The sequence below is a fragment of the Nitrospina gracilis 3/211 genome (genome assembly GCF_000341545.2).
GTDB lineage: Bacteria > Nitrospinota > Nitrospinia > Nitrospinales > Nitrospinaceae > Nitrospina > Nitrospina gracilis.
In genome coordinates this window covers 2,250,213-2,275,573 of the sequence record NZ_HG422173.1, presented here as the reverse complement: position 1 = coordinate 2,275,573, position 25,361 = coordinate 2,250,213, and the positions used below count along the sequence as shown (strand labels likewise).

Genomic DNA, 25,361 nt, shown 5'->3' with positions numbered 1-25,361 from the left:
TGGTTCTATCCGCGTAGGCGGCAAAGCCAGGACCGTGGCCGAAGGACGCCTGTTCCTCTGAAAATAAAAAGACCCGGAAGCCGAAGCTTCCGGGCTTTTGGGAATCAAATGTAAATGTCAGGCACTTCTTTTGCCCTTCTGGGGTACTTCAGAAGCGTGTGTGTAGGCGCAACTGGAGCAGAAATGACCTTCCTCCCGGGAACACATGATACAGGCCACAATCTCCCCGTTTTCACGAACCAGCCCACCACAGTGGTTACAGCGTGGAGCCGATTTTTCCGCCTTCTTCTTTTTGGAATAGCGTCTGTCGTTGACCAGAAGCTTGCTGCGCGAAATATTCACAAACATAGCAAACCCCCCTTTTCGTTATGGGAGCCCCATTTGGGCTCTTTCCCGGTTTGATGTCGTACGCGCCAAAAAGTTTTAATTTTTTTTAAAAATTACACAAAGCTCCCTAACCTTAAATATCAATAGTTTGCTTGTAAATTGAAAAATAAAATGCTTTACAGGCGTGCCAATACCCCCTTATTAACGGTTTCGACCCGATCCGGCCCGAACAGGATCTCCACCAGTTTCATGGCAAACTCCATTGCGGTCCCAGGCGACCGGCTGGTGACCAGGTTGCCGTCCACCACCACCCTTTCGTCCGTATACTGAACGCCATTCAGGTTCTCCTGCACAGACGGATGTGAGGTGGCGCGGTGATTTTTCAACACTCCGGCGGTTTGCAGGACCATCGGGGCCGCACAGATGGCCGCCACGGTTTTGCTGTCTCTGTCCATGTTCTGGACGATGGCGATCACCATTTCATTGTTCTGCAGGTTGGTGGTTCCAGGCTGGCCACCGGGCAGGACGACCAGGTCGTAGTCATTGTGATCGATTTCGGACAAAAGAACGTCGGCCAGAACCCGCACCCCGCGGGAGCCCTCGATGGGTTCGGGCTGGGTTCCGGCGAGGTCCACCCGGGCGCCCGCCCTTCTTAAAATGTCCACCACTGTGATGGTCTCGATTTCCTCGAATCCGGGCGCCACCGCCACCATGACCTTTTTCATATTAAAACCTCCTGCCGGAACGGGCAGATTTAAAGCCTCATACTGCGTGAATATAAAGCGGCTTGAAAGCCTTGTCAAACCTATCCTTTTATTCGGGTTATGACTTTTCCTTACATTGTAGTCCCCTCGGGTGGGTGCTAGAATAAAAGCTTATGCGACCTAATTGCGGCTGGAGTGCCGATGCCCAAGTTGGATGAGGAAAAGGAGGCATTTTCCCTCCAGATCCAATCGATGTTCAACGCCATTGCTCCGCGGTATGATTTCCTGAACCGCGTGCTGAGTTGCGGCGTAGACCGATTTTGGCGGAAACGTGCGGTGAGCCGCCTGTTGATGAAACCCGGCGGTCGTTACCTGGATATTGCCTGCGGAACGGGAGATGTGGCGCTGGAATACTTTGAGCACCCGGCCGAATCGCCCCGCCAGGTGGTGGCCCTGGATTTCAGCGAAGCCATGCTGGCCCGGGCCGGGAGGAAATTTGAAGCCCGAAACCGGGCAAACGCCCTGCCCCGGGTTTGCGGGGCGGCGGAGGCCCTGCCGTTTCCCAACAATAGCTTCGACGGCATCAGCGTGGCTTTTGGTGTTCGCAATTTTGCCGATAGGGAACAGGGCCTGCGTGAGATGGCGCGGGTGCTGAGACCGGGAGGCCGGGCGGTGATACTCGAATTTTCTTTGCCACGCCAGCCCGTTTTGCGGGAACCGTACCGGGTCTATTTCGAGCGGGTCCTGCCGGAGGTCGGGCGCTGGGTTTCGGGGCATCCGGAAGCGTACACCTATTTACCTCAATCGGTCGGCGTCTTTCCGGAACGAGACGAGTTTGTGTTTTTAATGCACAGAGCCGGTTTTAACAAGGTGCGATTCCGGGATATGACTTTTGGCATCGTCACTTTGTATGTGGGAGTTCGGGGTGAATAAGGTCAAAGTTTTGCCGGAAAGGCCGCGCACATGAAAAAGTTCATCGTTTTCGGGGTGTGGATCGTGCTGATTTGCGTGACCCTTTACTGGGTGGTCGGCGCGCCTCCCGCGAAAGTGGAAAAACCCCTTGAGCTTCCCCTGGCCTCCACGGTGAACAATCCTTATTCGCACTTGGAAGGCTACGAAACACTGGTGCGCTTGCAGCACGCTTTCGTCACCAACGCACGTAAGATTAAACCCGCTGTGGTGAGCATCAACAACCTCACGGAAATTTCCAATCCCCACTCCCAGCGCGACCTCATGAGCGGCGAGCCCGGGACCTGGTTCAGCAATTTCCGGTACTGGTTGAAACGCACGTTCCGGAAACGCTACCAGATGGAGAGCTTGGGTTCAGGCCTTATTTTCGACGAAGCGGGATACATCGTGACCAACTACCACGTGGTGGAAAAGGCGAATCGCCTGCTGGTGAAATTTCTCGACAACCGGGAGTACACGGCCCAGGTGGTGGGTGTGGATCCAAAAACGGACCTTGCGGTCGTTAAGGTGTTTTCCCTGTCGCGCTTCCAGAAACCCGAGTTCGGCAGTTCTTCGAAGATTGAGGTGGGAGACTGGGTGATGGCGATTGGCAACCCTTACGGCCTGACGGGGACCATCACCGTTGGAGTGGTGAGCGGCAAGGGCCGGATCGACCTGGGGATTGCCACCTTTGAGAATTTCCTGCAAACCGACACCTCGATCAACCCGGGAAACAGCGGGGGTCCTTTGATCGACATGCAAGGCCGCGTCATCGGCATCAACACCGCCATAGCGGAACTGGGATCAGGTGTTGGCTTCGCCATCCCCATGGAAACCGTGGAGAAGGTGGCCCGGGACCTGATCGAAAACGGCGAGGTGGAACGGGGCTGGCTGGGCATCGGCATCCAGCACATGACACCGGACATGGCGGAATCGTTTCGCGTGCCGCGGGATCAAAACGGGGTGGTGGTGAACAGCATCGATGAAGGCGCTCCTGCAGACAAGGCCGGCCTGCGGCAGGGAGACATCATCATCGCCTACGACGGCAAGGACATCGCGCATCCGCAGCACTTGCAGAACTACGTGGCTGACACCAAAGTCGGGGAAACGGTGAAGATCAAAATCCTGCGGGATGGCTTGGAGCAGACGCTGGAAGTCAAAATCGGCAAGTACTTTTCCTGACTCTCAGGCCCCCACCACCTCATAACCCACGTCGGTAATTTTCGATTTAATGTCAGCAAGGGCGGTCTGATTTTCGTCAAAGTCCACGGTAACCCGCTTCTTTTCCAAATCCACATCCACCTTGCTTACCCCGGGAATCGAGCTGACAGCCTTGCTTACGGTTTCCACACAATGACCGCAGGTCATACCATCCACATTCAACGTTTCATGTGCCATATTCACTCTCCGTGGAACCAGGTTCGCCGCGCATCGGATTATCGGCGAAACAGGATAAAAGCGTAATGATTCCCGCCAGGAAAAGCTTTATTCTTTGCCCATACAGGAACAGGTTAAAACACACCGATTTATTCAATTATATTACGTTTGCTTTTCCGCATTCAATTTCGCAACCCCCTATAAATATTTGGTCCCCGTGCCTTGTGGAATGAAACCGGTTGAACTTTTCTATTGTGAAAAGAGCCTCTCCATACTCAAGAAATTCCTTCAAATTCCGTAATATAAAGTAGGCCGTCGGGAAGACGGTTCAATTCCAATGATTGAGCCATTGACATCAAGGAGGATGAAAAAATGGTGCCCGCAAAACTCCGAAAAAAGGAGAAAGCGTTTGCCCTCCAGGCCCCCGGTTTGCCCCGGGCTAAAGCGGGTTTTTCTCCTCGCACGTCATTGCAGGGCGTGATTTTTTACCCTCTCAATCCGGAAATACAGGTACACCGTTCAACGCAAATAATGCATCGACGGACAGGATAACCGAGTGGTTTCAAATTAAACCCAATGCGGTTGAAAGAAACAAACATGATTCAACATGCAATGCTGAGGCGACAACCATGAGCAAAAAAGCGGACAATGGAAAAAGGAGAAAGGGCTCGGAAATCCGGCATGAAATTGTGGAGTATTTCCGCACAGGTTTGAAGACAGGTACTTACCAGGTGCGTGCGAGGGAGTTGGCTGACAAGATGGTCCAGAAGATACGGGATGGGCGTAATCCCTGGATGAACTGAGTTGGAATCAGACCGTTTTCACTTCCTGCAGTTCCGGATAAAATTCGGATTCCTTCAATTTTGTCTCCCACCTCTTTCCAAGCTGGTTGGACCGGAAATCCACTTTCTTCAGGTGGACCAGGTTTTCCACTCCCGCCATCATTTCCAAACCCAGCCTTGTGATACCGTTGCTTCTCAAATCCAGCTCACAAAGTTTTTTAATGACTGGTGAGCGGACAATGGCTCCCAGCCCTTCATTTCCCAAATGATTCTGACGAAGGTCAAGCACTTCCAACTCCTTCAGGTCGGGGTACATGCTGAGGTAAGCCGCTTCCGCTGGTGTGATTTCCATGTTCACCATGCGCAAGACCTTGGGGTTGGCTGTGATTCGAGACTTGATGAACGTCTCAAAAGTGGTGATTTTACGGATCTGGTTTTTACGCAATTTTTCGTCGATGGCGGCATTGATCTTGTTCAGATCGCCCTTCATTGCGAAAAACAATTCCAAAACATAGTCCTGATTCACGGCAGAGCCCTTGAAAAAATTCGTATTTGCTCATTTTAGAAGGTTGTGGCCGCAAGTCAATCGAACCCTATTAAATTGTTGGTTTTTATATTATTTTTGTTATACTCAAGCGCAAACAATTAATCTCAGTATTTTTTGGAGACCGTAATTATGATGGGAATTGGCTTCCCCGAATTGATGATCATTCTGGTCATCATCATGATTATTTTCGGCGCCGGAAAACTTCCCCAGATCGGCAGTGCGTTCGGTCAGAGCATCAAAAACTTCAAAACTTCCATGAAAGAAGTCGACAGTTTGGAAGAGAAGGAAGGCGAAGACCAACAGCAACCGGCCGCTATCGAAAACACGGCGGAGACCAACCCGGCACCAGAAGACGGTGGCGAAGGGTCCCCTGCCCCCGAATCTGAAAAGCCCGCTTCCCCTGCCTGATTCAAGCAACCGCACAGCTTGACAAGGTCACTAATTCAAGGGCAGGTCCTGTACGCAGTGCGCGCAGGCCTTGCCCTTTTTGTGTTTTAAAAGCGGCTTGAGACGAGCCGACCCAGAGGAAGGTGTCCCCTACCCTTTTTTCAGCGAACTGCCGCTGGTGCTGTCCCACTCCACTGTGTCCGGGCTGGAAACGTGCCTGGCCTTGGCCGACCAGTGATCCCATTTCACATTCAGTTCAAGAATCTTCACGCACTGCTTGATGCCGTGCGCGCCATAAAGGTGGGAGCGCAGTTTACCCAGGTCTTCTATGTAGGTGTCGTGTTCGGATTTGTACCGGTCCTGTGCCTCGGCAATGTTTGAAAGGGTCTGCTCGGCCTGCAGGTTGTAATTGAAGATGACCTTTTTGATTTCCTCGTAATCGATCCCATACGCCAGGTAGCTCCACGCACCGAGGCACAACCCTCCCAGTATCCCCAGAATCTGCTTTGCCTTTTTCTTGTTGAACAGGATGGCGGGAATGATGAATCCGAAGGCTGCGAACAGGGCGTAATTGCTGACGGTTTCGTAAAACTCCAAGGGCGGTACCGACTCGCCACACTCTCCCGCCGTGGGAGACTGTGCAATGACCATCTGGGCCTGCACCCAGGCAGCCCCGGCACCGGCCCACAGGTCCCCCGGCACTACCGCACAAACCAGCACGCCACCAAGAAACGCAAGCGAAAAAGAGATGAAGGAGACTGTCGGATTTTTCATGCGGGATGGGATGCGAAAAAGAGGTGGTTTGAAATTTCCGCCATAATGTATAAAATTATGGCCTCATCGTCTAGCGAAATATTCCCCGGCCTCCGGGGAATGGACCGCAGTCAAACATACGGCATTTCACCGGCTCCGATCTTCCGGGGCGGTCCGATAAAATCGATAAATACAAAATTTTTTCAGCGATAAAGGGAATGGAATATGAACGATCAACCCAGATTTGTGGACAACGGAGACGGCACCATCCAGGACAATAAAACCGGTCTTGCCTGGGCAAAAAAGGATTCGTTTCAAATAGCCGGAGACTGGGTTAATTTCCAGGAAGCGCTCCAGTTGATCGACCAATTGAACAAAAAAGATTACCTGGGGTTTCATGACTGGCGGATGCCGGAAAAAGAGGAAATAGCGGAACTCTATAATCCCGAATTCAAATTGAACGCACGTTCGAATAAGGAGATTCATATATCCGACTTGTTTGAGCCGGGTTGTGGCATCGGGTCATGGTGCCTGCCGTTCGATCAGCAGGCAGCATTTTATTTCGAGTTCCAGGGCGGTAACGCCCAGCACTACGATCAGGATTTCACCCAAGGGTACGTACGACCGGTGAGGCTGTGGCCGGATGACTAATCCCGGCTCTCTTTTCGAGTCCGGCTCAGGCAGGACTCGATTCGGGGCAATTCTTGCGGCGGGTATATGACGAGATTGATTTCAACGTTTCCCGCCTCCGAGTAGTCGATGGAGGCTATCCGGTAACGTTCCATTTCCACGCCTTCGGACTGGCCCACATACTGCTGCAGTGCCGAGCGGAGAGCATCCCACTCCAGGTATGTGAGGAACTGATCCTCCGTATCCAGGAGGTTCAGCCTTTCGATGAGGTCGCCGAACTGAGTGTCCAGAATTACAGACACGGGCTGGCCGGCGCACAGGTCGTGGTAGGTTTTATCCACGCCGATATTGCGGTTGCACGTGATTTTATGAAATGTGTAATCCCGCAATCGGTCCTCGGCATCGAGCCGCACGGTCATCCGGGCTGAGCTGTCTTTGCAGGGCATGTTGTCCCCATCTCCATTTTGCAATCACCCCCATTATACAGGGAGAATTGCTGGCGGGGAAAGATAGAACCGATCAAGCCGGGAGGTCGAAATTCATGCTGATATCCACTGCCGGAGCGGAATGCGTCAACCCCCCAACCGAAATACAGTCCAGGCCCAAATTCGCCAGCTGTTCCACCTTTTCAAGCGTCATGTTGCCGGAAGCTTCGGTGCGCGCCCGGCCCCGGATTAGGAGTACCGCTTCGGCCATCGTTTCCGGGGTCATGTTGTCCAGCAGAATGATGTCGGCCCCTCCCTCCAGGGCTTCTTTCACTTCTTCCAGATTGGTGGTTTCAATTTCTATCGGCTCCTGATGCCCGGAGGCTTTCATGCGTTCCAGGGCCGGCCGGATGCCGCCTGCCATCTTGATGTGGTTGTCCTTGATCAGCACAGCATCGAACAAGCCGAAACGATGGTTGGTTCCTCCCCCGCACGCTACGGCATATTTTTCGAACACGCGCAGGCTGGGGGTGGTTTTTCGTGTGTCAAGAATCTGAACCGGTCCGGCCTTCTCTACAAAGGCCCGGGTCAGGGTGGCGATACCGCTCAACCGTTGTAAAATATTGAGGGCCGTACGCTCTCCTTTTAGCAGAGCAGCCGCCTTTCCCTCAATTGCGATCAGGGTCTCACCCTTTTTCAGAAAACTTCCATCTTCGCGTTCACGAGAAAATATTGCCGCCATGTCAACATGGCGAAAAACAGTGTGAATCAGGCCCATGCCACAGACCACGAGGTCCTGTTTGGCAACCATCTGTGCCCGGGCGAGGGCTGTGGGATCGACCAGCGTTTCGGTGGTGACATCGCCTTCACCGAGGTCTTCGGCAAGGGACCGCTCGACCCACTCATCTATTTGTTCTTGTGTTGGTTGAGGTCTCATGTTTTCATATTAAGAAGCCGACAAAGTCATTTAAATTAGCACAGAACCCCCCTTGTGCGCCATGTTAAGGTAAGAGAGTGGGATGGATCGTTTCCCCAGCAAAAAGAAAGCCCAGGAACGGGTGGATCGCATTCAGGCTTTCCAAAAGGAACTGCAGGAAATTGAAAGTTCCGGACTGATCCGCCTGCCTTATGAGACACGGCGGTTGATTGAAGGCTATCACGCGGACCTGATTTCCCGGTTCAAGCAGCAATTTGACACGGACAACTCAGCAGCAGAGAAACAGCTTTCGCTGGGCATGCGCATCCTCACCTTCCTTGGCGGCCTGGCACTCTGCGCCAGCATCTTTTTCTTCTTCTATCAGATTTGGGGTCTGATTCCGGAATCGGTACAAATCGTTTCAGTCATCTCCCTTCCCATTCTTGCCGTACTGACCATGCGGTTCGCCGCCCAGCGCGAACCTTCCCATTATTACGCTTCTTTGATCGGGCTCGTTGCCTTCATCGGTTTCGTTTTGAACCTCAATGTAATGGGGTCGCTGTACAACATCACGCCATCACAGAATGCGTTTCTTGCCTGGGGCGGATTTGCACTTATCCTGGCATACCGGTTTGGACTGCGGCTTCTTTTGCTGGCCGGACTACTCTGTTTACTGGCTTATCTGTCGGCAACGGTTGGAGCCTTTTCCGGAATATACTGGCTGCATTTCGGGGAGCGGCCGGAAAATTTTATATTCGGAGGAATCTTTTTACTGGCTTTGCCGTTTTGCATCAAACACCACAAGAACCCGCATTTTATCTGGTTTTATCATCTGGTTGCCCTGCTTTCGATACACCTCGCCCTCCTCATCATGTCCTATTGCGGTCATTGCAGTTACCTGATGGGCAATGAAAACAGGATCGAGGTCGGTTACCAGACCGCCGCTCTGGCGGCTTACGGAATTACAGTTTGGCTGGGCGTGCGCCTGCAGTATCCAGGCATAACCCATATCGGTACGACTTTCTGCACTTTGTTTTTTTATACGAAGTTTTTTGACTGGTGGTGGGACGCATTGCCGAAGTCACTTTTCTTTTTCGTGCTGAGTCTGATCACCATTGGCCTGTTGGTGCTTTTCCGCTCCATGCGCGATCGATTCCGGGAGGCGGTATGAAACGCTATGGAACACCCGTTGCGATCGGCCTGATTCTCTTCATCAATGTCTGGGTGATTGCGGGGGTGGTTTACAACCGATCCGGAGAACCTGAGGCCCGCATTACGCTGACGGAACGAGAGCTGCCCAAAGCCTGGCAGGAACGGGAAAACACCGGATTGTTTCTTCGACTCCACTGGCAAATGCCCGGATTTCAGAAACCGGGGCATTACAATCCGGAACCGGGCTGGTTCACCCGCGATAAACTGGTCGATTTGGGGTTTCGTGTCGAAATGCCGGCAAACGATACGAAGGCTTACGACTATTACAGGCACCAGCTCCCCCGGGATGCGTTTATTGTTTTGGAAATGGAAGGGCCGACCTGGAATTTCTGGAGAAAAGGCGCTGTAGATTACTATGCCTCTCTCAAATCAGATTTGGAAAAGGAAACGGATGAATCAAAAATCCAATCCCTCAACCGGCAGATTGAAAGCCTGAAACGGAGCATGGTCACCCAGTCCCGCCTGTTTGCCGTTGATGCGGGAAGGTCCCCCTCACAACTTCGCGAACGCTACCCGGACCGTTCCCGGCACCTCATCGTTCGCGGAATCGTCCGTATAAGAAAATCGGTTTTCCCCTCAGGCGAACGCGGCAAAAATGGGAAAAACGAAGCGGTCATAAATGGTTATATCCAAAAAATACTTATAGACCAGCTGCATGTTCCTTATTTGTTCCGGGATCGCTTTTTTCAATTTGTATCAAAACCCCGATATTGGAGCCCGGCCCGAAGCAGACGCGCCGGCAAAAAAAATGAAATGGGACCGCGTTATGCCGTTACCCTAAGTTATGGTAAGCGGTACGAGCCTTGGATCACTGAAATCACCGAACTGAAATGAGGGTTGCTTGAGCAAGGTAAAAATTCCAGAAAAGCTGGTCGCAGAACCATTATCAACCGAGGGGAACCCGCGTCATTTCGCCCCTGCCGATCAACCGCCTCAAAATAAGTACCAGGTAGTCGACCCGAAGACAGGTGACGTGTGGGGTTATGTTGTCATAGACAACACCCGACGCGGGCCCGGGCTGGGTGGCATACGTATTGCCGCGGACCTTTCAGTGTGGGAAATCATGCGGCTGGCACGCACCATGACGTTGAAAAACAGTGCCGCCAACCTTCCATTTGGGGGAGCCAAGTCGGGCATCGCTTTCGATCCGAATGATTTTGGCCGGGCCAAGGGGATGAAGCAGGACCTCATCGGTGCTTTTGCCGAAGCCATCTTCCCCATTGATAGCTACATCTCGGCGCCGGACATGAGCACGGATGAAAACGACACCCAGCGCATCTTCCAATACAACACTGATATGCTTGGAGACCCGCATCACGGCCGGGGAGCTGCGGGACGGCCTTTCGCCAAGGGGGGAGTGCCCATCGATAAATGGGGCCTCACCGGGCACAGCCTTTATTCTTCCATTAAAACGCTTGAAGACATCGATCCCAATTTTCAGATCAAAGGCGCACGCGTAGTCATTCAGGGATTCGGCAATGTCGGGGCCTCCATCGGCAACAAACTGGCAGAAGAAGGAGCGCTCATTGTCGGTGCGTCTGATGTCAACGCGGCTTTGTGGTGTTCTAAAGGACTCCAGGTTCGCGAACTCAACCAGGCCAGAAGCAATACCAAAGGACTTGGTTCCTATCGCGGCCAGGTGGACAAACGGTTTTTCAACGGCAACGTGTCCCGCCTTCTGGAAGCGCCCTGCGACATCCTGATCCCAGCCGCGCGACCGGATGCCATCACTGCCCGCAACGCCGACCGTCTGATGTGCGGCAAAATTTTTCAGGCCGCCAACACGCCCAGTAACAAAATGACCGAATACTACCTCGAGAACCGAAGGAAAATTCTGTCCTACACCGACTTCATCGTCAATTGCGGCGGGGTGATCGGGTGCGCGGTGGAGGTGAAAATGACGCAGGATGAATCCTACCGGGAACGTGTCATGGCAATGGGAAATCACGGCCGGACTTATGTTGAAAATCTTATCTTTGAAACTGTGAGCCGCAATATCCTCACCATCACGAAAAGGTTGAAAGAGCGGGCCGGCAAAGATATTACTTTCCGTGAAGAGGCCACCCGGCTGGCAGAAGAACGGCTGGGCAAGCCGGAAGAATACTGTTTGTGATTTTCAACGTAAAATAGAAAGGGGACGTCGATGGCCTACAACGTCGGTCATGTGGACAGGTTGTTTCGGATGATGCTGGGGGTGGCCCTGGTGCTGGGAGGACTCGCGTCCGGGGGATTCTGGGGGTGGACCACGGCACTGGTGGGCGTGGTGATAATCATCACCGGCATGGCCGGCAATTGCTTTATCTACTCCCTCTTGAACATCAGCACCTACTGCCCGCCACGCAATAAAAGCTGACCTTCATCAACAGTCCGCCCGCTCAGCGGTTGTAGATTTCGTCGAGGACCTTTCCCGCGCCCTGCTCCAGGATCTCCCGCGCACACTGGTCTCCCAGCTGGACCGCATCCTGAGTGGCGCCGGAACCTTCAGTACGGAATATCTGCTTGCCGTCAAGGCTCCCCACCATGCCACGGATGTGCATGCGGTTGCCGTCCACCGTAGCGTAAACCCCGATGGGCACCTGGCATCCGCCTTCCAGCCGATGCAGAAAGGACCGTTCTGCCTCCAGGGCCGTGTGGGTCTCCTCATGTTCAAGCGGTAGAATTCGCATCATGACTCCCGGGTCGTCCTTGCGCGTTTCGATACCCACCGCGCCCTGCCCGCCTCCGGGCAACATGATTTCCGGGGGAATGCATTCGGTAATGCGGTCGGCCATGCCCATCCGCTTCAAACCTGCCGCAGCCAATATGATGCCGTCCAGGTTTTCCTTCTCCATTTTATCGAGCCGAGTTCCGACGTTGCCCCGCATGGGCACGATTTGCAGGTCAGGACGGTACGCCAGAAGTTGAGTGGTCCGGCGAAAACTACCCGTGCCCACTTTCGCTCCTTGCGGTAGTTCGTCCAGCTTCTGGCCGTCGCGGGAGATGAGCGCATCGCGCGGGTCCTCGCGCTCCGTGATAACGGACAGCCCCAGCCCGGGAGGCAGTTTCATCGGCACGTCCTTCATACTGTGCACCGCAATATCGACTTCATTCCGCAACAGGCCTTCCTCGATCTCCTTGGTGAACAGGCCCTTGCCACCGACTTTGGCCAGCGGCACATCCTGGATCTTGTCACCGGAAGTCTTGATGGTGATCAACGACACTGTGATATCCGGGTGCTCCTCTTCCAGCAGGGATTTGATCCAGTTGGCCTGCCAGAGCGCAAGCGGACTGCCCCGCGTGCCAATGCGGATTTCATTGACTTCATAAATCGATCTAAATAGTGGGTCCATTAATCATCCAGGTGAAACAGGTCGCGAATGGCTTTCAAATAAGCCTGGCCTTCGGAAGTGCGGGTTTTCTCCTTCAGGTTGACCGTGGGTTTGTGAAGAATCTTGTTGATGATGGAAAGGGTCATCTGCTCGAGTGCGTTTTTATCTTCAGTGGACAGGTGCTCGAGGCGCTTTAGTGTTTTGTCCAGTTCCTGCCTCCGGATGTCCTCGGCCTTTCGACGCAGACCGACAATCGTAGGTACCGCGTCCCGTGACTCAATCCAGCTGTTGAACTTGACCACTTCGGAGTGAATGATCTCCATGGCCAGTTCGGCTTCCTTCTCGCGTTCCTTCATGTTGGCATCCACGACGCTTTGCAGATCGTCAATATCGTAGAGGTAAACGTTTTCGAGGTCATTGACCTCGGGCGCAATGTCACGCGGCACGGCGATATCGATCAAAAACATGGAGCGGTTTTTGCGTTTGTGCAGGGCTTCGTCGACCATCTCTTTGGTGATGATGAAATTGGGCGCGGCAGTGGAACTGACAACGATATCGGCACGGTACAATTCCTCCTTGAACTCGTCGAACCCGAGCGCACTGCCGTTCAGGGTTTTGGCCAGACCCGCGGCCCGCTCGTAGGTGCGGCTGGCCACGTACACAGTTTTGAGTCCGTAAGTCATAAGATGCCGGGCGGCGAGTTCCGCCATCTCCCCCGTGCCGACCAGCATGACGGTATGGTTTTCAAGGTTGTCGAAAATCTTGCGCGCCAGTTCGACCGCGGCGGAGCTGATGGACACGGCGCTCTCGGCGATGCCGGTTTCCTCGCGGATCCGCTTGGCGACGTTGAATGCCTTCTCGAATAGCTGATTGAGGAAGATACCAGTGGTGCGAAGCGAACGCGCCAGGCTGTAGGCGTCCTTCACCTGCCCCAGGATCTGCGCTTCGCCGACGATCATGGAATCGAGGCTCGCTGACACGCGGAACAGGTGTTCGATGGTTTTGTCCTCGGTGTAGGAGTAGAAATGCTCGTCGAGGACATCAATGGGGATCTGGTGGTAATCCGAGATGAAGCGTTTGAGCCTCAGGACCCCGTTGTTGATATCGTTAACACGGGCGTAAATCTCCACCCGGTTGCAGGTGGAGATGATAAGGTTTTCCTCGATCTCCGGATACTGGTTGAGTTTTTCCGAAGACTCCTCAATCGTCCCCTGCGTGAACGCCAGCCGTTCCCGTAATTCTACGGGAGTGTTCTTGTGGTTGACGCCAACGATCACCAGATTACTGTGTTCCATATCAAACGTGCAGAAGGTAACTGAACATGACCGTAATGAATCCCGCTACAGATCCCCACGCGGCTTTACGGCCGCGCAGTCCCGTCATGAAACGGCCGAAAAACACGATGCCGTATATGATCCAGCCAAACACCAAGGGCCATGTCCGGACCACGTCCCATGAAAAAAAAGGCGACTCCGTCGCCTGCGTGGTCCAGATGCCACCGGTCAAAAATCCCAGCGTGAACAGCGGGAACCCGATCGCCACCACCTTGAAATTCAACTGGTCCATTGATTCCAGGGGAGGCATGCGAAAATACATGATGCCGAGCTTTTTGGATTTCACCTGGCGTTCCTGAATCAGGTACATCACCCCCGCCGCAAAGGCGATGGCGAACGCGGCGAACCCGAGAATGGACAGGGTGCGGTGCAGGGTCATGAGGCTCCGGAACTGGGATTCCGGAAAGTGCACCACCTCTTCCGACAGGAAGGTCGCGTACAAAAGAATCAGGAAAGCCAAAGGGATGACAAACGATCCCAGGTCCTTGATCTTGTATTTCCAATGGGTAATAAAGTACACCACAACCACCACCCATGAAAAGAAAATTGCCACCTCAAAGGAGGTGGTGTAAGGACCATGGCCGGTTTCCTGCGAACGCAGGCCGATGATCACCGTATGAAAAAACAGCCCGACCGCGGCGGTGACCGTCGCCAGCGACGACACGAACTGACGCCGGTATATCAGGTAAACGAAATACTCCAGGGATGCCATAAGATAACTGATCATGGCAATATTGAAGGTCAGGACTTTCATGTCTCATCAGGTGGCATGGGGGAAAAAAGGCATCGTATCACGGTAGTCAAGGAATTACAATGATTTAGGGTCCAACGCCCTTTGCCCCATCGGTTGGGTTCCTCTTCGATTATAAAGAAAAAACAGGCGGGAGAGAAAGCCTTTTGCACTGGGGGAGGTTCAAACGGTGCCGAAAGCTCTGGCTCAGTGATCTTCCTTGTTCTTGACGAAGTTTCTGAGCTCGGACAGGAACTCGTTGGCGTCCTTGAAATCCCGGTATACCGAAGCGAAACGAACATACGCAACGCCATCGAGGTGGTACAACTCCTTCACCACCTTCTCGCCGACGGTGACAGCGGAAACTTCTTTTTCCCCTGATTCCTGAAAATGTTTCTCGACCCGGTCCACGATCTCTTCCATCTGCTCGATGCTGACGGGGCGTTTCTGGCAGGCTTTCTGGATGCCGGACATGATCTTGCGCCGGTCGAACTCTTCCCGACGCCCGTCTTTTTTCACGACCAGAAGCGGTGTGGTTTCGATCCGTTCGTAGGTGGTGAACCGCTCCCCGCAATTGAGGCACTCGCGGCGGCGGCGGGTCATATCTCCTTCCCGGTTGGTGCGGGAATCAATGACCTTGTTTTCCATATTGGAACAGTTTGGACATTTCATCGAGGTTCAGTACTTGTTGGATAGCTCCATGTGAAACGGGTACTGCTCGCAAAGGTCCCGCACCTGCTTGCGGGTTTTCTCGATGTAGCCGGCATCGTCCACGTGCTCCAGCACACCGACGATCATTTCGCCGATCTGCTTCATCGCGTCTTCCTTCATGCCGCGGGTGGTGAGCGCCGGGGTGCCGATGCGGATACCGGAGGTGACGAAGGGACTGCGGGTCTCGAACGGCACGGTGTTCTTGTTGACGGTGATGCCCGCTTGGTCGAGTGCCTCTTCCGCCTGCTTGCCGGTGATGCCCTTGTTGGTGAGATCAACCAGAATCAGATGTGTGTCGGTGCCACCACTGACGATCTTGAAGTCGCGTTCCTTAAGAAATTCACCCAGGCACTGCGCGTTCTTGATGACCTGTTTCTGGTACTCGACGAAATCCGGTTGCAGAGCTTCCTTGAAGGCGACTGCCTTGGCGGCGATGACATGCATCAGGGGACCCCCCTGGATGCCGGGAAAAATCTTCTTGTTCACGTCCTTGGCGAATTCTTCTTTGCAGAGGATCATGCCGCCGCGGGGCCCGCGCAGGGTTTTGTGCGTGGTTGTGGTGACGAAATCCGAATACGGTACCGGGCTGGGATACAACTTGGCCGCGACCAGTCCCGCCGGGTGGGCGATGTCGGTCATGATCTTCGCGCCCACTTCATCAGCGATTTCCCGAAACCGCTTGGCGTCGATCACCCGCGGATAGGCGCTGGCGCCGACGACGATCATCTTCGGCCGGTGTTCCTTGGCCAGTTTTTCAACTTCGTCATAATCGAGAAGCTCGGTCTCCTTGTTGAGACCGTACTGCACGACCTTGTAAGTATAGCCCGAAAAGTTCACCGGCGCCCCGTGCGTCAGGTGGCCGCCGTGGGACAGGTTCATGCCCAGAATGGTATCACCCGGTTCGCACACGGCGTGATAAACGGCCATATTGGCCTGTGAACCCGAGTGGGGTTGGACATTGGCATGCTCCGCACCGAAAATCTCCTTCGCCCGGTCGATCGCCAGCTGTTCGGCGATATCCACATATTTGCAACCACCGTAATAACGCTTGTTGGGATAGCCCTCGGCGTATTTGTTGGTCATCACCGAGCCCAGCGCTTCGAGTACCTGAGGGCTGACAAAGTTCTCGGATGCGATCATCTCCAGCGTGAAATTCTCGCGGTCAATTTCGCCTTTGATGGCATGAGCGATATCCGGGTCGAATTCAGATAAAAGTGACAATTTAAAGTACTCCTTTATTGAGCATATTTTGGATGTTGTTGATCTTTTCCAGACGCCGGCCGTGGCGGCCTCCCTCGAACGGTGTGCTCATCCAGGTGCGCACGATCTCGTAAGCGAGCCCCATGCCAATCACCCGGCCTCCCATGATCAGGATGTTCGAATCATTATGCTGCCGGCAAAGTTTGGCCGTATACATATCGTTGCAAAGCGTGCCCCGCACCTTGGGGAACCGATTGACGACGATGGACATGCCGATCCCGGTGCCGCACATAACGATGCCGTTCAGGTTTTCGTCCTCTGACACCATGGTGGCCACCTTGATGCCGTAATCCGGGTAATCAACCTGCTCGGAAGAGTCCGGGCCGAGGTCCGTCACCTCCACACCGTCCGCACGCATGGCCTCAATGAGGGATTGCTTCAATTCGAATCCAGCGTGGTCGGAGGCGATCACAATTTTTCCAATTTTATTTTCTCTGTTCATACAGCCTTTATTCAATTCCTTGTGATTTCAGGGTTGGTTCTGAACACAAGGCGGGGGGTTGATTCGCCCGCATTGCGTGTAGAAGGAGGCTCCGGAAGGAAAGGCCGGGGTACCGGGTTGTGCAACAGCCCAGTAGTCCAACCGACGTCGAACCTGATTGTGCCATCTTAACAGATTGCGGAGTATTCAGGGAGTGCACACCCGAAATTACCTCATTCCCGAAACACCCCAAATATTCAATACCTAAACTTAAATACTAAAATAAACTATATAATATACCAATTTTAAGGTATTTTTTATTCCATCATCTAGTCGCGAGATTTGCACACAAATTCTGTTTTCGAGGTCCATTCCACCACGAGATAATGAGGCAACGTGGTGCGCTTGTCGATTTTTGCACCATTGACCTGTTCCGCAGTCAGGTTCTCCACATTTTGCAAGTTAGCGCCGTGCAGGATGGCTCCGTCCAGTTTGGCCCCGCTCATATCGGTTTCACTGAAATTCGAACGCTCCAGGTTGGCCTGGGAAAAGTCGCAACCCGACAATTCCGTGCTGATAAAATTGGATTGGCCTAATTGCGCCTTCTTAAAGTTGACGTTCTCGAGTGTCGCCACGCTGAAATCGGTCTGGTTCAGGTTGGCACTGTCAAAATTGACCTGATTGAGTTCGGATTCACGGAAATCCACTCGTACGAGCCGGATGAAACTGAGGTCGGAATCGGTGATCTGGATGCCCCGAAATGTGGAATGCGTGCCGTCGGCCTGAATGAACTGGCATTGAACCATTTCCACGTTGGCCAGGTCGGATTTGGTCAAAATGGATTTGTTGATCTGGCAATTTTCAAACCGTGCGCCCCGAAAGCTGGTATTGGACAATTGAAGTCCGTTCAGCACAATATTGACCAGTTTCGCATCGTCAAACCGGGCCTGCGTCAGGTGACTGCCGGTGAACTTGCAGTCCGTCAGAACCGCTTCCATAAACTTGACCCCCAACATGTCCGAACGGCGGAAATCGATTCCGTTCAATTGCGCCTGGCTCATGTCGATGCGCATCAAGTTGGCATCAGTCAAATCAGCTTTGGTCAACCTGATTCCGGAAAGGTCTGCGGCCACCAGATCGTGTTTGGACAGCTCCAGCTTTTTTCGCAGGTCGTCCTCGGACAAATCCGCAGAACGCCATCCGGCATCCATGCTTTCTTCTGACATAGAGTCTCCTATTCACTCATACATACAAACCGCGGATATACTATCATGGACACCCCAATCTTCCAGAAAGGAAATTAAACCACTTTTCCGGCATGCAACCGAAATCATCGACAGCTCCGTGGAGTTTGAAGGGACCGGCTTGGAGTCTTGCGGGATATATTTGCCTTGTCTATCCCCTGGTGCATCTGCTTGTCCGTGATCCTCACCGGTTTTCCGCGTGGATGGGGCCGGTGTATTTTGGATTGGTTTTAACGGTGGCATGGGCCAGAAAGAAAGCGACCTTGGCCCAACTCGGGTTCGCCAGGGAAAAGTGGGTTCGCCATGGTTTGGTGGGAGGCCTCCCCGGCCTGCTGTTGGCTGGAACCGTGCCCTTGCTCGATGCCTTCATCGAAAATTCGGGATTGAACCAGACGGAACTGTTTGCCGGAGCGGAAAACAGGGCCATCGCCCTGCCCTCCGTTGCCACGCTTGCATTGATTGGAGTGGGCCAGGTCCTTTTCACTCCGCTTATAGAGCAGGTTTATTTCACCGGGTTTCTGCTTCCGGCCCTGTTCCGTGTGGGAAAACCGATGACAGCAATCTATTTCACTGCCGCGTTGTTCGCCCTTGTCCACTTCGATATCAGGTTGAGCCTGTTCCTGACAGGACTGGTCTGCTCCGGATTGTTTTACTGGACCGGCACACTCTGGGCTTCCCTGTTTTTTCATATGGGGTGCGCGCTGGGGGGATGGTTGGTGACCTACTTTTATCCGCGCGTGGTCACGTTTCTAGCTTTTCTGTTGTGAGGAAAAACCCTGTCATGAACGGAAGGGGGCGCGCTGGGGCGACAGAGTTCCTACCGGAGAAAGAAAACCGGACGCAGAATCACACCGCCTTCTTTTGCGGCTTGACCTTGACCTTTCTTTTTTTGGCCTCTTTCTGTGCCTGCTGGGCTTCCTTCTTGGCTTTACGCATTTCGCGCTCCAGCTGGACCTGCTTCAACACCTGCTCGCGCTGTTTGGGGTCCTCGAAAAATGTGGAAACGAGAACGCCGAACTCATACAAGGCGTAAAGCGGAATCCCGAGAAGGAGCTGGGTGACGATGTCGGGCGGGGTGAGGATAGCGGCCAAAGCGAATGAACCCAGGAACGCCCACTTGCGGTACATCCGCATCTTAATGGTGTTTATAACGCCGAACTTGGTGAGAAGGACCATGATCAACGGCGTCTGGAAAGCAAAAGCAAAGGCAAGGATCAGCTTCACAATGAACGAAAAGTAAAAGCCGATGGTCACCTGCATCTGCCAGTATTGGACGCCGTAGTTGAACAGGAACTTCAGGGCCAGCGGAACCACGAGGAAATAACAGAACGTGCCGCCGAAGACGAAGAACAGCGTGCCAAAGAACACGAACATGAACGTGATCTTTTTCTCCTTTACCTTGAGGCCGGGAGAAATAAACATCCAGAAATGGTAGAGGATGAGCGGCATGGAGATGAACAGCGACCCCATGAACGCAACCTTCATGTTGGTGAAAAAGGGTTCCGTAGGTGTGATGAACGTCAGTTGGGCCCATTGCTTGGGAAGCGGATCCTCCAGCCAGCCCAGCAGGATTTCGATGAAGTAGAAGCAGACCCCGAAAAAGAAACCCACCACAATGGCCGTCTGAACCACACGGTCCTTGAGTTCCTTGAGGTGCTTGGAGACGGGGATTTTTTCGGTAAAACCCAGGGTGTTTACCACGTTTCATCCTTTTTCAGATCGCGTTCCGAAAGCCTTCGCCAGCCGGCCATACAAACAAAGCCCACTGAAGGGCCGGGGGGCTTTCTTTCGGGATGTCGGGATGGACAGAGACACGGTTGAATGTATTAGCGTTTTTCGCCGCAACCCATTTCTTGTGACCTCATATTACTTAAAGAAAAATACAAATACAATGATGATTTCAAACTCCGGACTCGGTTCCAAAACCCGTTGTGTTTTAAGAATTTGAGATGGATATTATTTGCTTCACCCGGGGAAATATTGGATAATGCATCAAAAAACAGGCTCCAGCCTGACGAGCAACCCGGTAAAAGTTGTCACCTCTTTCCAAAAAGCTTTATAATCAGCGAATTAGATTGGCGTTGTGACCGGATGGATCGGACTATCAAAAAAATCACCGGTGTCAAGGTGATCAATATCAGTGAAGAAAGTGCCGAAGCCATCGAGAAAATGGTGGACAAAGCCATCAAGGAAGTTCGCGGCAAAGGACTGGAAATAGTGGATATCCAAACCACTGGCGACAACTTGTTCTTGATCTTGGTTGAAGACTGAAAACAGGCGGGTGTAGCTCAGTTGGTAGAGTGTCAGCTTCCCAAGCTGAATGTCGCGGGTTCGAACCCCGTCGCCCGCTTTCTAATTTTAAAACCAATCACGCAGGTTCATGAGAATACAGAAAGAATTAATCGACCGTATCGCTAAAAAAACAGTCCGCTCCCTGATCGAAAACAATTTCATCATCTGGGACGACCGGCCGGAAAAACTGGAAGCCATCATTCACGAAATCATCACCGAAGACCTGATGGTGGAAGACCGGCTGAACGAAGAAGTCAAAATGCTGTTGGAATCCCGCACCAAGGACTACGAGCGCGACATGATGGATTACGGACGCGTGTTCCAGATGGTGAAATCCAAGCTGGTCCGGGAACGCGGCCTCATTCTTTAAACAAAGACGCGAAAATGAAACTGAGCAGGGAAAAAGTCAATCACATCAGCAAGCTCATCGTGAAGGATTTCGAAAACCGCGAGGAGATCGACTACAAGGAGGACCTCAACGACGTGCGTCTGGAAATTGCCCGGGTCATCAACGAGGAGTTGAAGATCGACGACAAGGCGGATGCCGAAGCGCGGCGCATCATCGAGTCTTACACCACCCGCAAACTCCGCGAGGGAACTGAGGAGTGGGACATCATGTACCAGAAACACTACGAAGAGTATTTCAAGAAACACGGACTGTAATAGACGGTCCGCCTACCCTTTCAATTGCTCCTTCGCATTACGGAGCGCTTCCTCGTACACATCCCGGAGTGGAATTTTCTTTTTATTTGCGATGCTCCGGCAGTCTTCATACTCCGGGGAGATATGTACCGGCAGTCCGTCCAGCCACCCCACCTTCACCTTCACCGACCCAAACCGGGTTTTGACCGGCTCCACTTTTCGATCGAGCACCGTCCGCTCCATCTCGCACGACCGCACTCCATAGGTTGAAGTTTCCGCCAGAAGGATTCTGGAAAGCGCATCGCGCTTGCGCGGTGGGGACAGTACCGAAAGCTTGACGGCCGGCCGGTTCTTTTTCATAAAGATGGGTGTGAAGTAGACATCCAGAGCCCCGGCCTCGAACAGGCGGTCCATCACATGATCGTAAAACTCCGGGTTCATGTCGTCGATGTTGGTCTCCAGCAAGACCACGCAGTCGGTGGACCTCGTCACTGTCTCTCCCAGCACGGCGCGCAGCAAATTGGGCTGACCGTCAATCTGATGCGTACCTGCACCATACCCCATTTTTGAAATGGTCATGAGCGGCATTCCCTGAAATTTTTCTGAGAAGAAACCGATCATTGCCGCGCCGGTGGGGGTGGTCAGCTCCATCGGCACACCGCTGGAAAAACAGGGAGTGCCTTTCAGCAACTCCAGCGTGGCGGGGGCTGGAACGGGAAGAACACCGTGCTCGCAGGCAACCGTCCCCTCGCCCGTGTTGATGGGCGAGGCTATCACCTGCTCCACTTCCAACAGGTGCAGGGCAAACACACCGCCGACGATGTCGATGATCGAGTCCACCGCCCCCACTTCGTGGAAATGCACCTTGTCGAGGGCGATGCGGTGCACCCGCGCCTCGGCCCGGCCCAATCGCTCAAACACGGAAACCGCCTTTTCCTTAACGGCGGCCGGCAGTTTTGATTTTTGAATGAGGGCACGGATGTCGGCGAGTCCGCGATGGTGATGGCGCGAGTGCCCCACCTTCACTTCCACCTTTGTTCCCGCCAGGTGGTTGCGCTTCACTTTTCTCGACTTTATTTCGTAGTCCTTGAGACCCAGAGTTTGAAGGCCGGCGCGCAAAACCTTCAGGTCCACACCGAGGTCCACCAGCGCGCCCAGGATCATGTCACCGCTGATCCCGGTATAGCAGTCGAAATAAAGGGTTTTCATAATAAGAAAGGCCGGTCAGGGCATTGAATTGGTATCAGTATCTGGCAAACAGTTTACTGAAAATTCCCCGTTTTCGAACCTCTCCGTTGGCAGGAGGATCGGATTTTTCGGCAGGATGCAGCTTGTTCTGGTGCTGGTCGAGGAACAACTGGAGGAGCATGTGGCAGGACTGGCATCCTCCCCCGGCACCACAGGCGGCGGTGATTTCCTCAATGGATTGCAGGCCTTCTTCCCGGATCTGCTCCTTGATGACTTTGTCAGACACTTGAAAACATTGACAAATGATCTCTTCGCCGGAGCTGTGGGAATCCATAAAACGACCTCATTTCCAATAGCTTAAAATGATTATAATTATCATTTTAGGTTTTATCCACGGCCTGTGTCAAATCATACTTTCCCCATTTTGCGCGCCCAAATGAGGCCAAAAATAACTGGTGAATTTTATTAGGGAGGGCCATCTTGACTTTCAATACAGCCGTTTCATTGAAAGCAATGAGACCTTAAAAACCTCACACTTCATGCCCAAAAGGAGGATTTATGAAACAGCGTTTCGCAATGGCCATCGTTCTCGGATTCATTCTGGCAACATTCAACCTGGCTTTCGCGGGACCGGGCATATTGGCCGATCAGGAGAAATCACCACCTGTGACGCAGGCCACTTTGGAACAGATCATCGATGACGCCCTGAAAATAGAAACTGTGGGAAATCGCGATGGAAACTGGCAGCGCCACCTTCTTTTTCAGGGTTTAATGCCCTGCCTGGAGAAATGTCAGAGTAAATTTGAGTCCTGCATGAGTTCGGCCGGCGACGACCCGACCAAGCAGTTCCGCTGCGGCGAAGAACGGACCGCCTGCACGTTGGGATGCGACAACCAGTTCTACAACCGGATGGAGTTTTAAATCCGAATAGGCTTGTTGTGAGCTTTGGTTGAAAAAATGAAAAGGCCCGAAGAATAATCTCCGGGCCTTTTTTGTATCTGGTGGCGGTGCAGGGACTTGAACCCCGGACGCTACGGATATGAGCCGTATGCTCTAACCAGCTGAGCTACACCGCCTTGAAATCGCGATAAATCCTTGAAGGGAAGCAGTTTAGTTTTTTTCCCCCACCCTGTCAATATTATTGCACCACTGTCAGCCACCCTCAAAATGCCCCTTCCAGCGGCGTACGTCTTTCATGTATTTTTCCCGGTCCATGGCCTTGTCCGGGGGAAACACCTCCATGAGCGGCTGAGGAAACTTCTTCTCCTGCGGGAAGCATTCGAAGTTGCCGCCCACCACCCGGTACACGTTATGAAAGGTCCGGTACTGCCCCGACGCGCCGACGAAATCCCAGTTGGTTTCGCCTTTGATCAGCCGGAACAACTCCGAATATGAAATGCCTTCATACACATTGACCCGCCCCAGGTATCCTTTTTTTGATGGCGGGCGGTTTGCTGAAATCAATGCTCCACACATCGGAGTCGTTCTCCCCGAACAGTTCCAGCCGGTAGCCGACTTTCCAGTGCCCCCACGCGGAGGCGACTTCCAATTGCTGAAGCCGTTCAAGAAATTCTTTTTGCAAAAAGCTTTCGACGCACTGTTTCTCTTCCGTCTGCTGGGCCGGATCCGCCGTCATAGTGCGGATGCGTGGCACCTCCATCAATGGGTTGAAGGCGGTGACGCTGTCATGGTTCTCCTTGAACCTCGCCGTCTCCGACTTCTTTTCGTGAATGGTTACGCCGTCTTGGGTGATCTCGGCAATGTCCCCCGGATTGAACACGCTCGACTGGATTTCCGGTGCAAAGTCACGCAGATCATCCAGAAATTGTTCCTGCGTGGTGGGGAATACAAAGTGGTTCAGAAACTCGAAGCGGTCGAAGAAACGCTCCCCCGCCGAGCCGGGCACGGCGAATTTCGGCGACAGCGCCTTGGCCACTTTCAGAAAGGAACTGTATTCCTCAAACGGCAAAACGCAGGGCTTGTGGAAAGCGAAATTCTGTTCCAGCAGTGGCTGAAACCGCAGGTGGGCCAGGTCCACCCGGCCGCAGAGTCGGTGGATGTATTCGATGATCTTGGGCGAGACGATGGTGTCCACCTGGTTCCAGATGCTCACCTCCCCGTCCCGCACGATAACCCCATGTTCTGGATAATAATCCTCCAGAAGGGAGGGTGTGGGGATGAGGGTCAATCCCTTCACCGTGTATGCCTCGAAACTTTCCACCGCCGTGACATCGGTGTAGCCCAGCTCCTTCAGGCACTCGAGCATGAGGGGGTCCTGCGGGCAAAACACCTTGAGGTCTTTCGGCAGGTAGGCCAGCGTGCGGATGTCGAAATGGTCCTGGTGCCGGTGCGACAGGTACAGCACATCAGGACGTTTCAGCTTTTCGCGGTCGATCTCCACCTGCGGATAATAATGATTGAGTTCCTCGAAGTGGATGCTGAACAGGCACGGATCGCACAGCATCGTGGTGTCATTGGACTCAATCCATAAACAGGCGTGGCCGATAAGCGTGGTCTTCATGATTCGGAAACGTGCCGGGTTACAGTGATTATCTTCGGAAGTGGGTCAGCATACCGGAAGGTCCGGCTTATCTCAAGGTCTTTCCCCGCTGGATGGTTTCAACTTGACGACCGCGAAAGGATTGCGGAGAATTGGGAACCGGAACGGAAACCATTATTTTTAGCCACGGAAAATCATGACGCAAGATACCATTCGATTTGAAGAAGGAAAGCCCTGCCCCGTGCAGGTGGCAGGCACGGGCGGCGGACTGTCGATTTCCGCTAACGGCGACATGCTGTTGATCGGCTCCATCCCCAACCCGACCGAAGACCAGATCGCTGCCTGGAGCGGCAAGTGGCGCGCTAAACTGATCACCGAAAGCGAATTTCCTGCCATTCCCATTTTTGCAATCGGCAGTGAGGACTGGATCCTGGAAGCGCCGTGCAATCCCTGTGACAACGAAAAAGAAGCTCCCGGATTCTGCGAGGCCCTTTACGCAAAGGACGATGTTGTCATGGCCGCCATCCTGGTCGATTCGGAAACAGGGCTCATTCGCAAGATCACGCAGGTGCCTCTGGACGAGATGTTCATCGAACGGCTGGTGCTGTCGTGGAACCCCTTCCGTTACGAAGCCAACGATTACAACAAATCGTTCACAGCTCAGGAATTCGCGGAAAAGGTGGGAAATATTTTCAAGATGCGGTCGTCCAAAGAACTGTGGAT

General features: G+C 53.2%; 33 protein-coding genes and 2 tRNA genes. 16 read left to right on the top strand and 19 right to left on the bottom strand.

Features of this window, described 5'->3' with window-relative positions; translation table 11 throughout:
- Positions 1-503 precede the first annotated feature (503 nt).
- The gene (locus TX82_RS10845; protein WP_005010361.1) at positions 504-1,052 is read right to left on the bottom strand and encodes a DJ-1 family glyoxalase III; all 549 of its coding nucleotides are present in this window, start codon (positions 1,050-1,052) and stop codon (positions 504-506) included.
- Between the two features lie 180 nt (positions 1,053-1,232).
- On the opposite strand from TX82_RS10845, the gene ubiE reads away from it, so the two are divergent.
- Entirely contained in the window at positions 1,233-1,964 is a 732-nt protein-coding gene (ubiE, locus tag TX82_RS10840) for a bifunctional demethylmenaquinone methyltransferase/2-methoxy-6-polyprenyl-1,4-benzoquinol methylase UbiE (RefSeq protein WP_005010359.1), read from the top strand.
- Between the two features lie 30 nt (positions 1,965-1,994).
- Positions 1,995-3,161, top strand: coding sequence for a S1C family serine protease (locus tag TX82_RS10835; protein WP_005010358.1), 1,167 nt, complete (start codon positions 1,995-1,997; stop codon positions 3,159-3,161).
- Between the two features lie 3 nt (positions 3,162-3,164).
- Here TX82_RS10835 and TX82_RS10830 read toward each other — a convergent pair whose 3' ends face one another.
- On the bottom strand, positions 3,165-3,377 hold the full coding sequence (locus TX82_RS10830) for a heavy-metal-associated domain-containing protein (RefSeq protein WP_005010356.1): 213 nt from the start codon (positions 3,375-3,377) through the stop codon (positions 3,165-3,167).
- 608 nt (positions 3,378-3,985) lie between these two features.
- On the opposite strand from TX82_RS10830, the gene TX82_RS17205 reads away from it, so the two are divergent.
- Positions 3,986-4,159, top strand: a complete 174-nt coding sequence (locus TX82_RS17205) for a flagellar biosynthesis anti-sigma factor FlgM (RefSeq protein WP_005010349.1) — start codon at positions 3,986-3,988, stop codon at positions 4,157-4,159.
- A gap of 7 nt (positions 4,160-4,166) precedes the next feature.
- Here the strand turns inward: TX82_RS17205 and TX82_RS10825 are convergent, their stop codons facing one another.
- A complete protein-coding gene (locus TX82_RS10825; protein WP_005010347.1) occupies positions 4,167-4,664 on the bottom strand; it encodes a leucine-rich repeat domain-containing protein in 498 nt (165 codons plus the stop codon).
- 150 nt (positions 4,665-4,814) lie between these two features.
- Between TX82_RS10825 and tatA the strand changes: the two genes are divergently transcribed.
- Positions 4,815-5,093, top strand: a complete 279-nt coding sequence (tatA, locus tag TX82_RS10820; RefSeq protein ID WP_005010346.1) for a twin-arginine translocase TatA/TatE family subunit — start codon at positions 4,815-4,817, stop codon at positions 5,091-5,093.
- Between the two features lie 129 nt (positions 5,094-5,222).
- Here the strand turns inward: tatA and TX82_RS10815 are convergent, their stop codons facing one another.
- Complete coding sequence (locus tag TX82_RS10815) at positions 5,223-5,846, bottom strand: hypothetical protein (protein ID WP_005010344.1); 624 nt, start codon at positions 5,844-5,846, stop codon at positions 5,223-5,225.
- Positions 5,847-6,050: 204 nt separating this feature from the next.
- On the opposite strand from TX82_RS10815, the gene TX82_RS10810 reads away from it, so the two are divergent.
- Positions 6,051-6,476, top strand: a complete 426-nt coding sequence (locus TX82_RS10810) for an Lcl C-terminal domain-containing protein (RefSeq protein WP_005010343.1) — start codon at positions 6,051-6,053, stop codon at positions 6,474-6,476.
- Here the strand turns inward: TX82_RS10810 and TX82_RS10805 are convergent.
- Together TX82_RS10805 and nadC are read right to left on the bottom strand one after the other, a co-directional pair.
- Positions 6,473-6,901 (bottom strand): hypothetical protein, encoded by a 429-nt coding sequence (locus TX82_RS10805; RefSeq protein WP_005010341.1) that lies wholly within the window; start codon positions 6,899-6,901, stop codon positions 6,473-6,475. The two genes, TX82_RS10810 and TX82_RS10805, sit on opposite strands and share 4 nt — an antisense overlap.
- 73 nt (positions 6,902-6,974) lie before the next feature.
- Entirely contained in the window at positions 6,975-7,817 is an 843-nt protein-coding gene (gene nadC, locus TX82_RS10800; protein WP_005010340.1) for a carboxylating nicotinate-nucleotide diphosphorylase, read from the bottom strand.
- Between the two features lie 82 nt (positions 7,818-7,899).
- Here nadC and TX82_RS10795 point away from each other — a divergent pair, with 82 nt between their 5' ends.
- From TX82_RS10795 to TX82_RS10780, 4 genes are read left to right on the top strand one after another with little or no spacing between them, the layout of a single operon-like run.
- Positions 7,900-8,967, top strand: a complete 1,068-nt coding sequence (locus TX82_RS10795) for a DUF2157 domain-containing protein (RefSeq protein ID WP_005010338.1) — start codon at positions 7,900-7,902, stop codon at positions 8,965-8,967.
- The gene (locus TX82_RS10790) at positions 8,964-9,842 is read left to right on the top strand and encodes a DUF4824 family protein (protein WP_005010337.1); all 879 of its coding nucleotides are present in this window, start codon (positions 8,964-8,966) and stop codon (positions 9,840-9,842) included. The genes TX82_RS10795 and TX82_RS10790 overlap by 4 nt, the downstream gene beginning before the upstream one ends.
- A gap of 7 nt (positions 9,843-9,849) precedes the next feature.
- Positions 9,850-11,121 carry a Glu/Leu/Phe/Val family dehydrogenase gene (locus tag TX82_RS10785; protein WP_005010336.1) on the top strand — a complete coding sequence of 424 codons (1,272 nt, stop codon included), beginning with the start codon at positions 9,850-9,852 and terminating at the stop codon, positions 11,119-11,121.
- A 30-nt stretch (positions 11,122-11,151) separates the two neighbouring features.
- On the top strand, positions 11,152-11,361 hold the full coding sequence (locus tag TX82_RS10780; protein ID WP_005010334.1) for a YgaP family membrane protein: 210 nt from the start codon (positions 11,152-11,154) through the stop codon (positions 11,359-11,361).
- Positions 11,362-11,383: 22 nt separating this feature from the next.
- On the opposite strand, the gene hemC is transcribed toward TX82_RS10780, so the two are convergent.
- From hemC to TX82_RS10745, 7 genes are all read right to left on the bottom strand, one after another.
- Positions 11,384-12,337: a hydroxymethylbilane synthase gene (gene hemC, locus TX82_RS10775; RefSeq protein ID WP_005010333.1), complete on the bottom strand. Its 954-nt coding sequence runs from the start codon at positions 12,335-12,337 to the stop codon at positions 11,384-11,386.
- A complete protein-coding gene (gene hemA / locus TX82_RS10770; RefSeq protein WP_005010330.1) occupies positions 12,337-13,611 on the bottom strand; it encodes a glutamyl-tRNA reductase in 1,275 nt (424 codons plus the stop codon). Before hemA ends, hemC begins: the two co-directional genes overlap by 1 nt.
- 1 nt (position 13,612) lies before the next feature.
- Complete coding sequence (locus TX82_RS10765; protein ID WP_005010329.1) at positions 13,613-14,404, bottom strand: cytochrome C assembly family protein; 792 nt, start codon at positions 14,402-14,404, stop codon at positions 13,613-13,615.
- A 183-nt stretch (positions 14,405-14,587) separates the two neighbouring features.
- Positions 14,588-15,052: a transcriptional regulator NrdR gene (gene nrdR / locus TX82_RS10760; protein WP_042251088.1), complete on the bottom strand. Its 465-nt coding sequence runs from the start codon at positions 15,050-15,052 to the stop codon at positions 14,588-14,590.
- A 6-nt stretch (positions 15,053-15,058) separates the two neighbouring features.
- Positions 15,059-16,312 carry a serine hydroxymethyltransferase gene (gene glyA / locus TX82_RS10755; RefSeq protein WP_005010324.1) on the bottom strand — a complete coding sequence of 418 codons (1,254 nt, stop codon included), beginning with the start codon at positions 16,310-16,312 and terminating at the stop codon, positions 15,059-15,061.
- Between the two features lies 1 nt (position 16,313).
- Complete coding sequence (gene rpiB, locus TX82_RS10750) at positions 16,314-16,793, bottom strand: ribose 5-phosphate isomerase B (protein ID WP_005010322.1); 480 nt, start codon at positions 16,791-16,793, stop codon at positions 16,314-16,316.
- A gap of 308 nt (positions 16,794-17,101) precedes the next feature.
- The gene (locus TX82_RS10745) at positions 17,102-17,998 is read right to left on the bottom strand and encodes a pentapeptide repeat-containing protein (RefSeq protein ID WP_005010320.1); all 897 of its coding nucleotides are present in this window, start codon (positions 17,996-17,998) and stop codon (positions 17,102-17,104) included.
- A gap of 281 nt (positions 17,999-18,279) precedes the next feature.
- Here TX82_RS10745 and TX82_RS10740 point away from each other — a divergent pair, with 281 nt between their 5' ends.
- Complete coding sequence (locus TX82_RS10740; RefSeq protein WP_042251085.1) at positions 18,280-18,783, top strand: CPBP family intramembrane glutamic endopeptidase; 504 nt, start codon at positions 18,280-18,282, stop codon at positions 18,781-18,783.
- Between the two features lie 79 nt (positions 18,784-18,862).
- Here the strand turns inward: TX82_RS10740 and tatC are convergent, their stop codons facing one another.
- Positions 18,863-19,717, bottom strand: a complete 855-nt coding sequence (gene tatC, locus TX82_RS10735; RefSeq protein ID WP_005010317.1) for a twin-arginine translocase subunit TatC — start codon at positions 19,715-19,717, stop codon at positions 18,863-18,865.
- 279 nt (positions 19,718-19,996) lie between these two features.
- Here tatC and TX82_RS16820 point away from each other — a divergent pair, with 279 nt between their 5' ends.
- From TX82_RS16820 to TX82_RS10715, 4 genes are all read left to right on the top strand, one after another.
- Positions 19,997-20,287, top strand: a complete 291-nt coding sequence (locus TX82_RS16820; RefSeq protein WP_244875025.1) for a hypothetical protein — start codon at positions 19,997-19,999, stop codon at positions 20,285-20,287.
- A 6-nt stretch (positions 20,288-20,293) separates the two neighbouring features.
- A tRNA-Gly gene (locus TX82_RS10725) sits at positions 20,294-20,366 on the top strand.
- A 30-nt stretch (positions 20,367-20,396) separates the two neighbouring features.
- Positions 20,397-20,678, top strand: a complete 282-nt coding sequence (locus TX82_RS10720; protein WP_005010312.1) for a DUF507 family protein — start codon at positions 20,397-20,399, stop codon at positions 20,676-20,678.
- Between the two features lie 14 nt (positions 20,679-20,692).
- A complete protein-coding gene (locus tag TX82_RS10715; protein ID WP_005010306.1) occupies positions 20,693-20,971 on the top strand; it encodes a DUF507 family protein in 279 nt (92 codons plus the stop codon).
- A 12-nt stretch (positions 20,972-20,983) separates the two neighbouring features.
- Here TX82_RS10715 and larC read toward each other — a convergent pair whose 3' ends face one another.
- Both larC and TX82_RS10705 read right to left on the bottom strand, forming a co-directional pair.
- Positions 20,984-22,159 (bottom strand): nickel pincer cofactor biosynthesis protein LarC, encoded by a 1,176-nt coding sequence (gene larC / locus TX82_RS10710; protein WP_005010303.1) that lies wholly within the window; start codon positions 22,157-22,159, stop codon positions 20,984-20,986.
- Between the two features lie 34 nt (positions 22,160-22,193).
- Positions 22,194-22,472, bottom strand: coding sequence for a (2Fe-2S)-binding protein (locus TX82_RS10705; protein WP_005010301.1), 279 nt, complete (start codon positions 22,470-22,472; stop codon positions 22,194-22,196).
- Positions 22,473-22,696: 224 nt separating this feature from the next.
- On the opposite strand from TX82_RS10705, the gene TX82_RS10700 reads away from it, so the two are divergent.
- On the top strand, positions 22,697-23,059 hold the full coding sequence (locus TX82_RS10700) for a hypothetical protein (RefSeq protein WP_005010296.1): 363 nt from the start codon (positions 22,697-22,699) through the stop codon (positions 23,057-23,059).
- A 78-nt stretch (positions 23,060-23,137) separates the two neighbouring features.
- Here the strand turns inward: TX82_RS10700 and TX82_RS10695 are convergent.
- From TX82_RS10695 to TX82_RS10685, 3 genes are all read right to left on the bottom strand, one after another.
- Positions 23,138-23,214: transfer RNA gene (locus TX82_RS10695), tRNA-Met, on the bottom strand.
- 76 nt (positions 23,215-23,290) lie between these two features.
- Positions 23,291-23,548, bottom strand: a complete 258-nt coding sequence (locus TX82_RS16815) for a hypothetical protein (RefSeq protein WP_005010293.1) — start codon at positions 23,546-23,548, stop codon at positions 23,291-23,293.
- Positions 23,541-24,659 carry an MBL fold metallo-hydrolase gene (locus TX82_RS10685; RefSeq protein ID WP_005010289.1) on the bottom strand — a complete coding sequence of 373 codons (1,119 nt, stop codon included), beginning with the start codon at positions 24,657-24,659 and terminating at the stop codon, positions 23,541-23,543. The genes TX82_RS16815 and TX82_RS10685 overlap by 8 nt, the downstream gene beginning before the upstream one ends.
- Before the next feature lie 175 nt (positions 24,660-24,834).
- Here TX82_RS10685 and TX82_RS10680 point away from each other — a divergent pair.
- Positions 24,835-25,361: hypothetical protein (locus tag TX82_RS10680; protein ID WP_042251082.1), on the top strand; the 527-nt coding region annotated here is incomplete at its 3' end.

Coding starts and splice junctions, on each gene's coding strand:
- TX82_RS10685 (WP_005010289.1), bottom strand. CDS start 24,659: ATGAAGACCACGCTTATCGGCCACGCCTGTTTATGGATTGAGTCCAAT.
- ubiE (WP_005010359.1), top strand. CDS start 1,233: ATGCCCAAGTTGGATGAGGAAAAGGAGGCATTTTCCCTCCAGATCCAA.
- TX82_RS10745 (WP_005010320.1), bottom strand. CDS start 17,998: ATGTCAGAAGAAAGCATGGATGCCGGATGGCGTTCTGCGGATTTGTCC.
- TX82_RS17205 (WP_005010349.1), top strand. CDS start 3,986: ATGAGCAAAAAAGCGGACAATGGAAAAAGGAGAAAGGGCTCGGAAATC.
- TX82_RS10720 (WP_005010312.1), top strand. CDS start 20,397: ATGAGAATACAGAAAGAATTAATCGACCGTATCGCTAAAAAAACAGTC.
- larC (WP_005010303.1), bottom strand. CDS start 22,159: ATGAAAACCCTTTATTTCGACTGCTATACCGGGATCAGCGGTGACATG.
- TX82_RS10810 (WP_005010343.1), top strand. CDS start 6,051: ATGAACGATCAACCCAGATTTGTGGACAACGGAGACGGCACCATCCAG.
- TX82_RS10835 (WP_005010358.1), top strand. CDS start 1,995: ATGAAAAAGTTCATCGTTTTCGGGGTGTGGATCGTGCTGATTTGCGTG.
- hemA (WP_005010330.1), bottom strand. CDS start 13,611: ATGGAACACAGTAATCTGGTGATCGTTGGCGTCAACCACAAGAACACT.
- TX82_RS10815 (WP_005010344.1), bottom strand. CDS start 5,846: ATGAAAAATCCGACAGTCTCCTTCATCTCTTTTTCGCTTGCGTTTCTT.
- TX82_RS10715 (WP_005010306.1), top strand. CDS start 20,693: ATGAAACTGAGCAGGGAAAAAGTCAATCACATCAGCAAGCTCATCGTG.
- hemC (WP_005010333.1), bottom strand. CDS start 12,337: ATGGACCCACTATTTAGATCGATTTATGAAGTCAATGAAATCCGCATT.
- TX82_RS10795 (WP_005010338.1), top strand. CDS start 7,900: ATGGATCGTTTCCCCAGCAAAAAGAAAGCCCAGGAACGGGTGGATCGC.
- TX82_RS10700 (WP_005010296.1), top strand. CDS start 22,697: ATGAAACAGCGTTTCGCAATGGCCATCGTTCTCGGATTCATTCTGGCA.
- TX82_RS10765 (WP_005010329.1), bottom strand. CDS start 14,404: ATGAAAGTCCTGACCTTCAATATTGCCATGATCAGTTATCTTATGGCA.
- TX82_RS10830 (WP_005010356.1), bottom strand. CDS start 3,377: ATGGCACATGAAACGTTGAATGTGGATGGTATGACCTGCGGTCATTGT.
- TX82_RS10780 (WP_005010334.1), top strand. CDS start 11,152: ATGGCCTACAACGTCGGTCATGTGGACAGGTTGTTTCGGATGATGCTG.
- nrdR (WP_042251088.1), bottom strand. CDS start 15,052: ATGAAATGTCCAAACTGTTCCAATATGGAAAACAAGGTCATTGATTCC.
- TX82_RS10790 (WP_005010337.1), top strand. CDS start 8,964: ATGAAACGCTATGGAACACCCGTTGCGATCGGCCTGATTCTCTTCATC.
- TX82_RS10805 (WP_005010341.1), bottom strand. CDS start 6,901: ATGCCCTGCAAAGACAGCTCAGCCCGGATGACCGTGCGGCTCGATGCC.
- rpiB (WP_005010322.1), bottom strand. CDS start 16,793: ATGAACAGAGAAAATAAAATTGGAAAAATTGTGATCGCCTCCGACCAC.
- tatA (WP_005010346.1), top strand. CDS start 4,815: ATGATGGGAATTGGCTTCCCCGAATTGATGATCATTCTGGTCATCATC.
- TX82_RS10705 (WP_005010301.1), bottom strand. CDS start 22,472: ATGGATTCCCACAGCTCCGGCGAAGAGATCATTTGTCAATGTTTTCAA.
- nadC (WP_005010340.1), bottom strand. CDS start 7,817: ATGAGACCTCAACCAACACAAGAACAAATAGATGAGTGGGTCGAGCGG.
- TX82_RS10845 (WP_005010361.1), bottom strand. CDS start 1,052: ATGAAAAAGGTCATGGTGGCGGTGGCGCCCGGATTCGAGGAAATCGAG.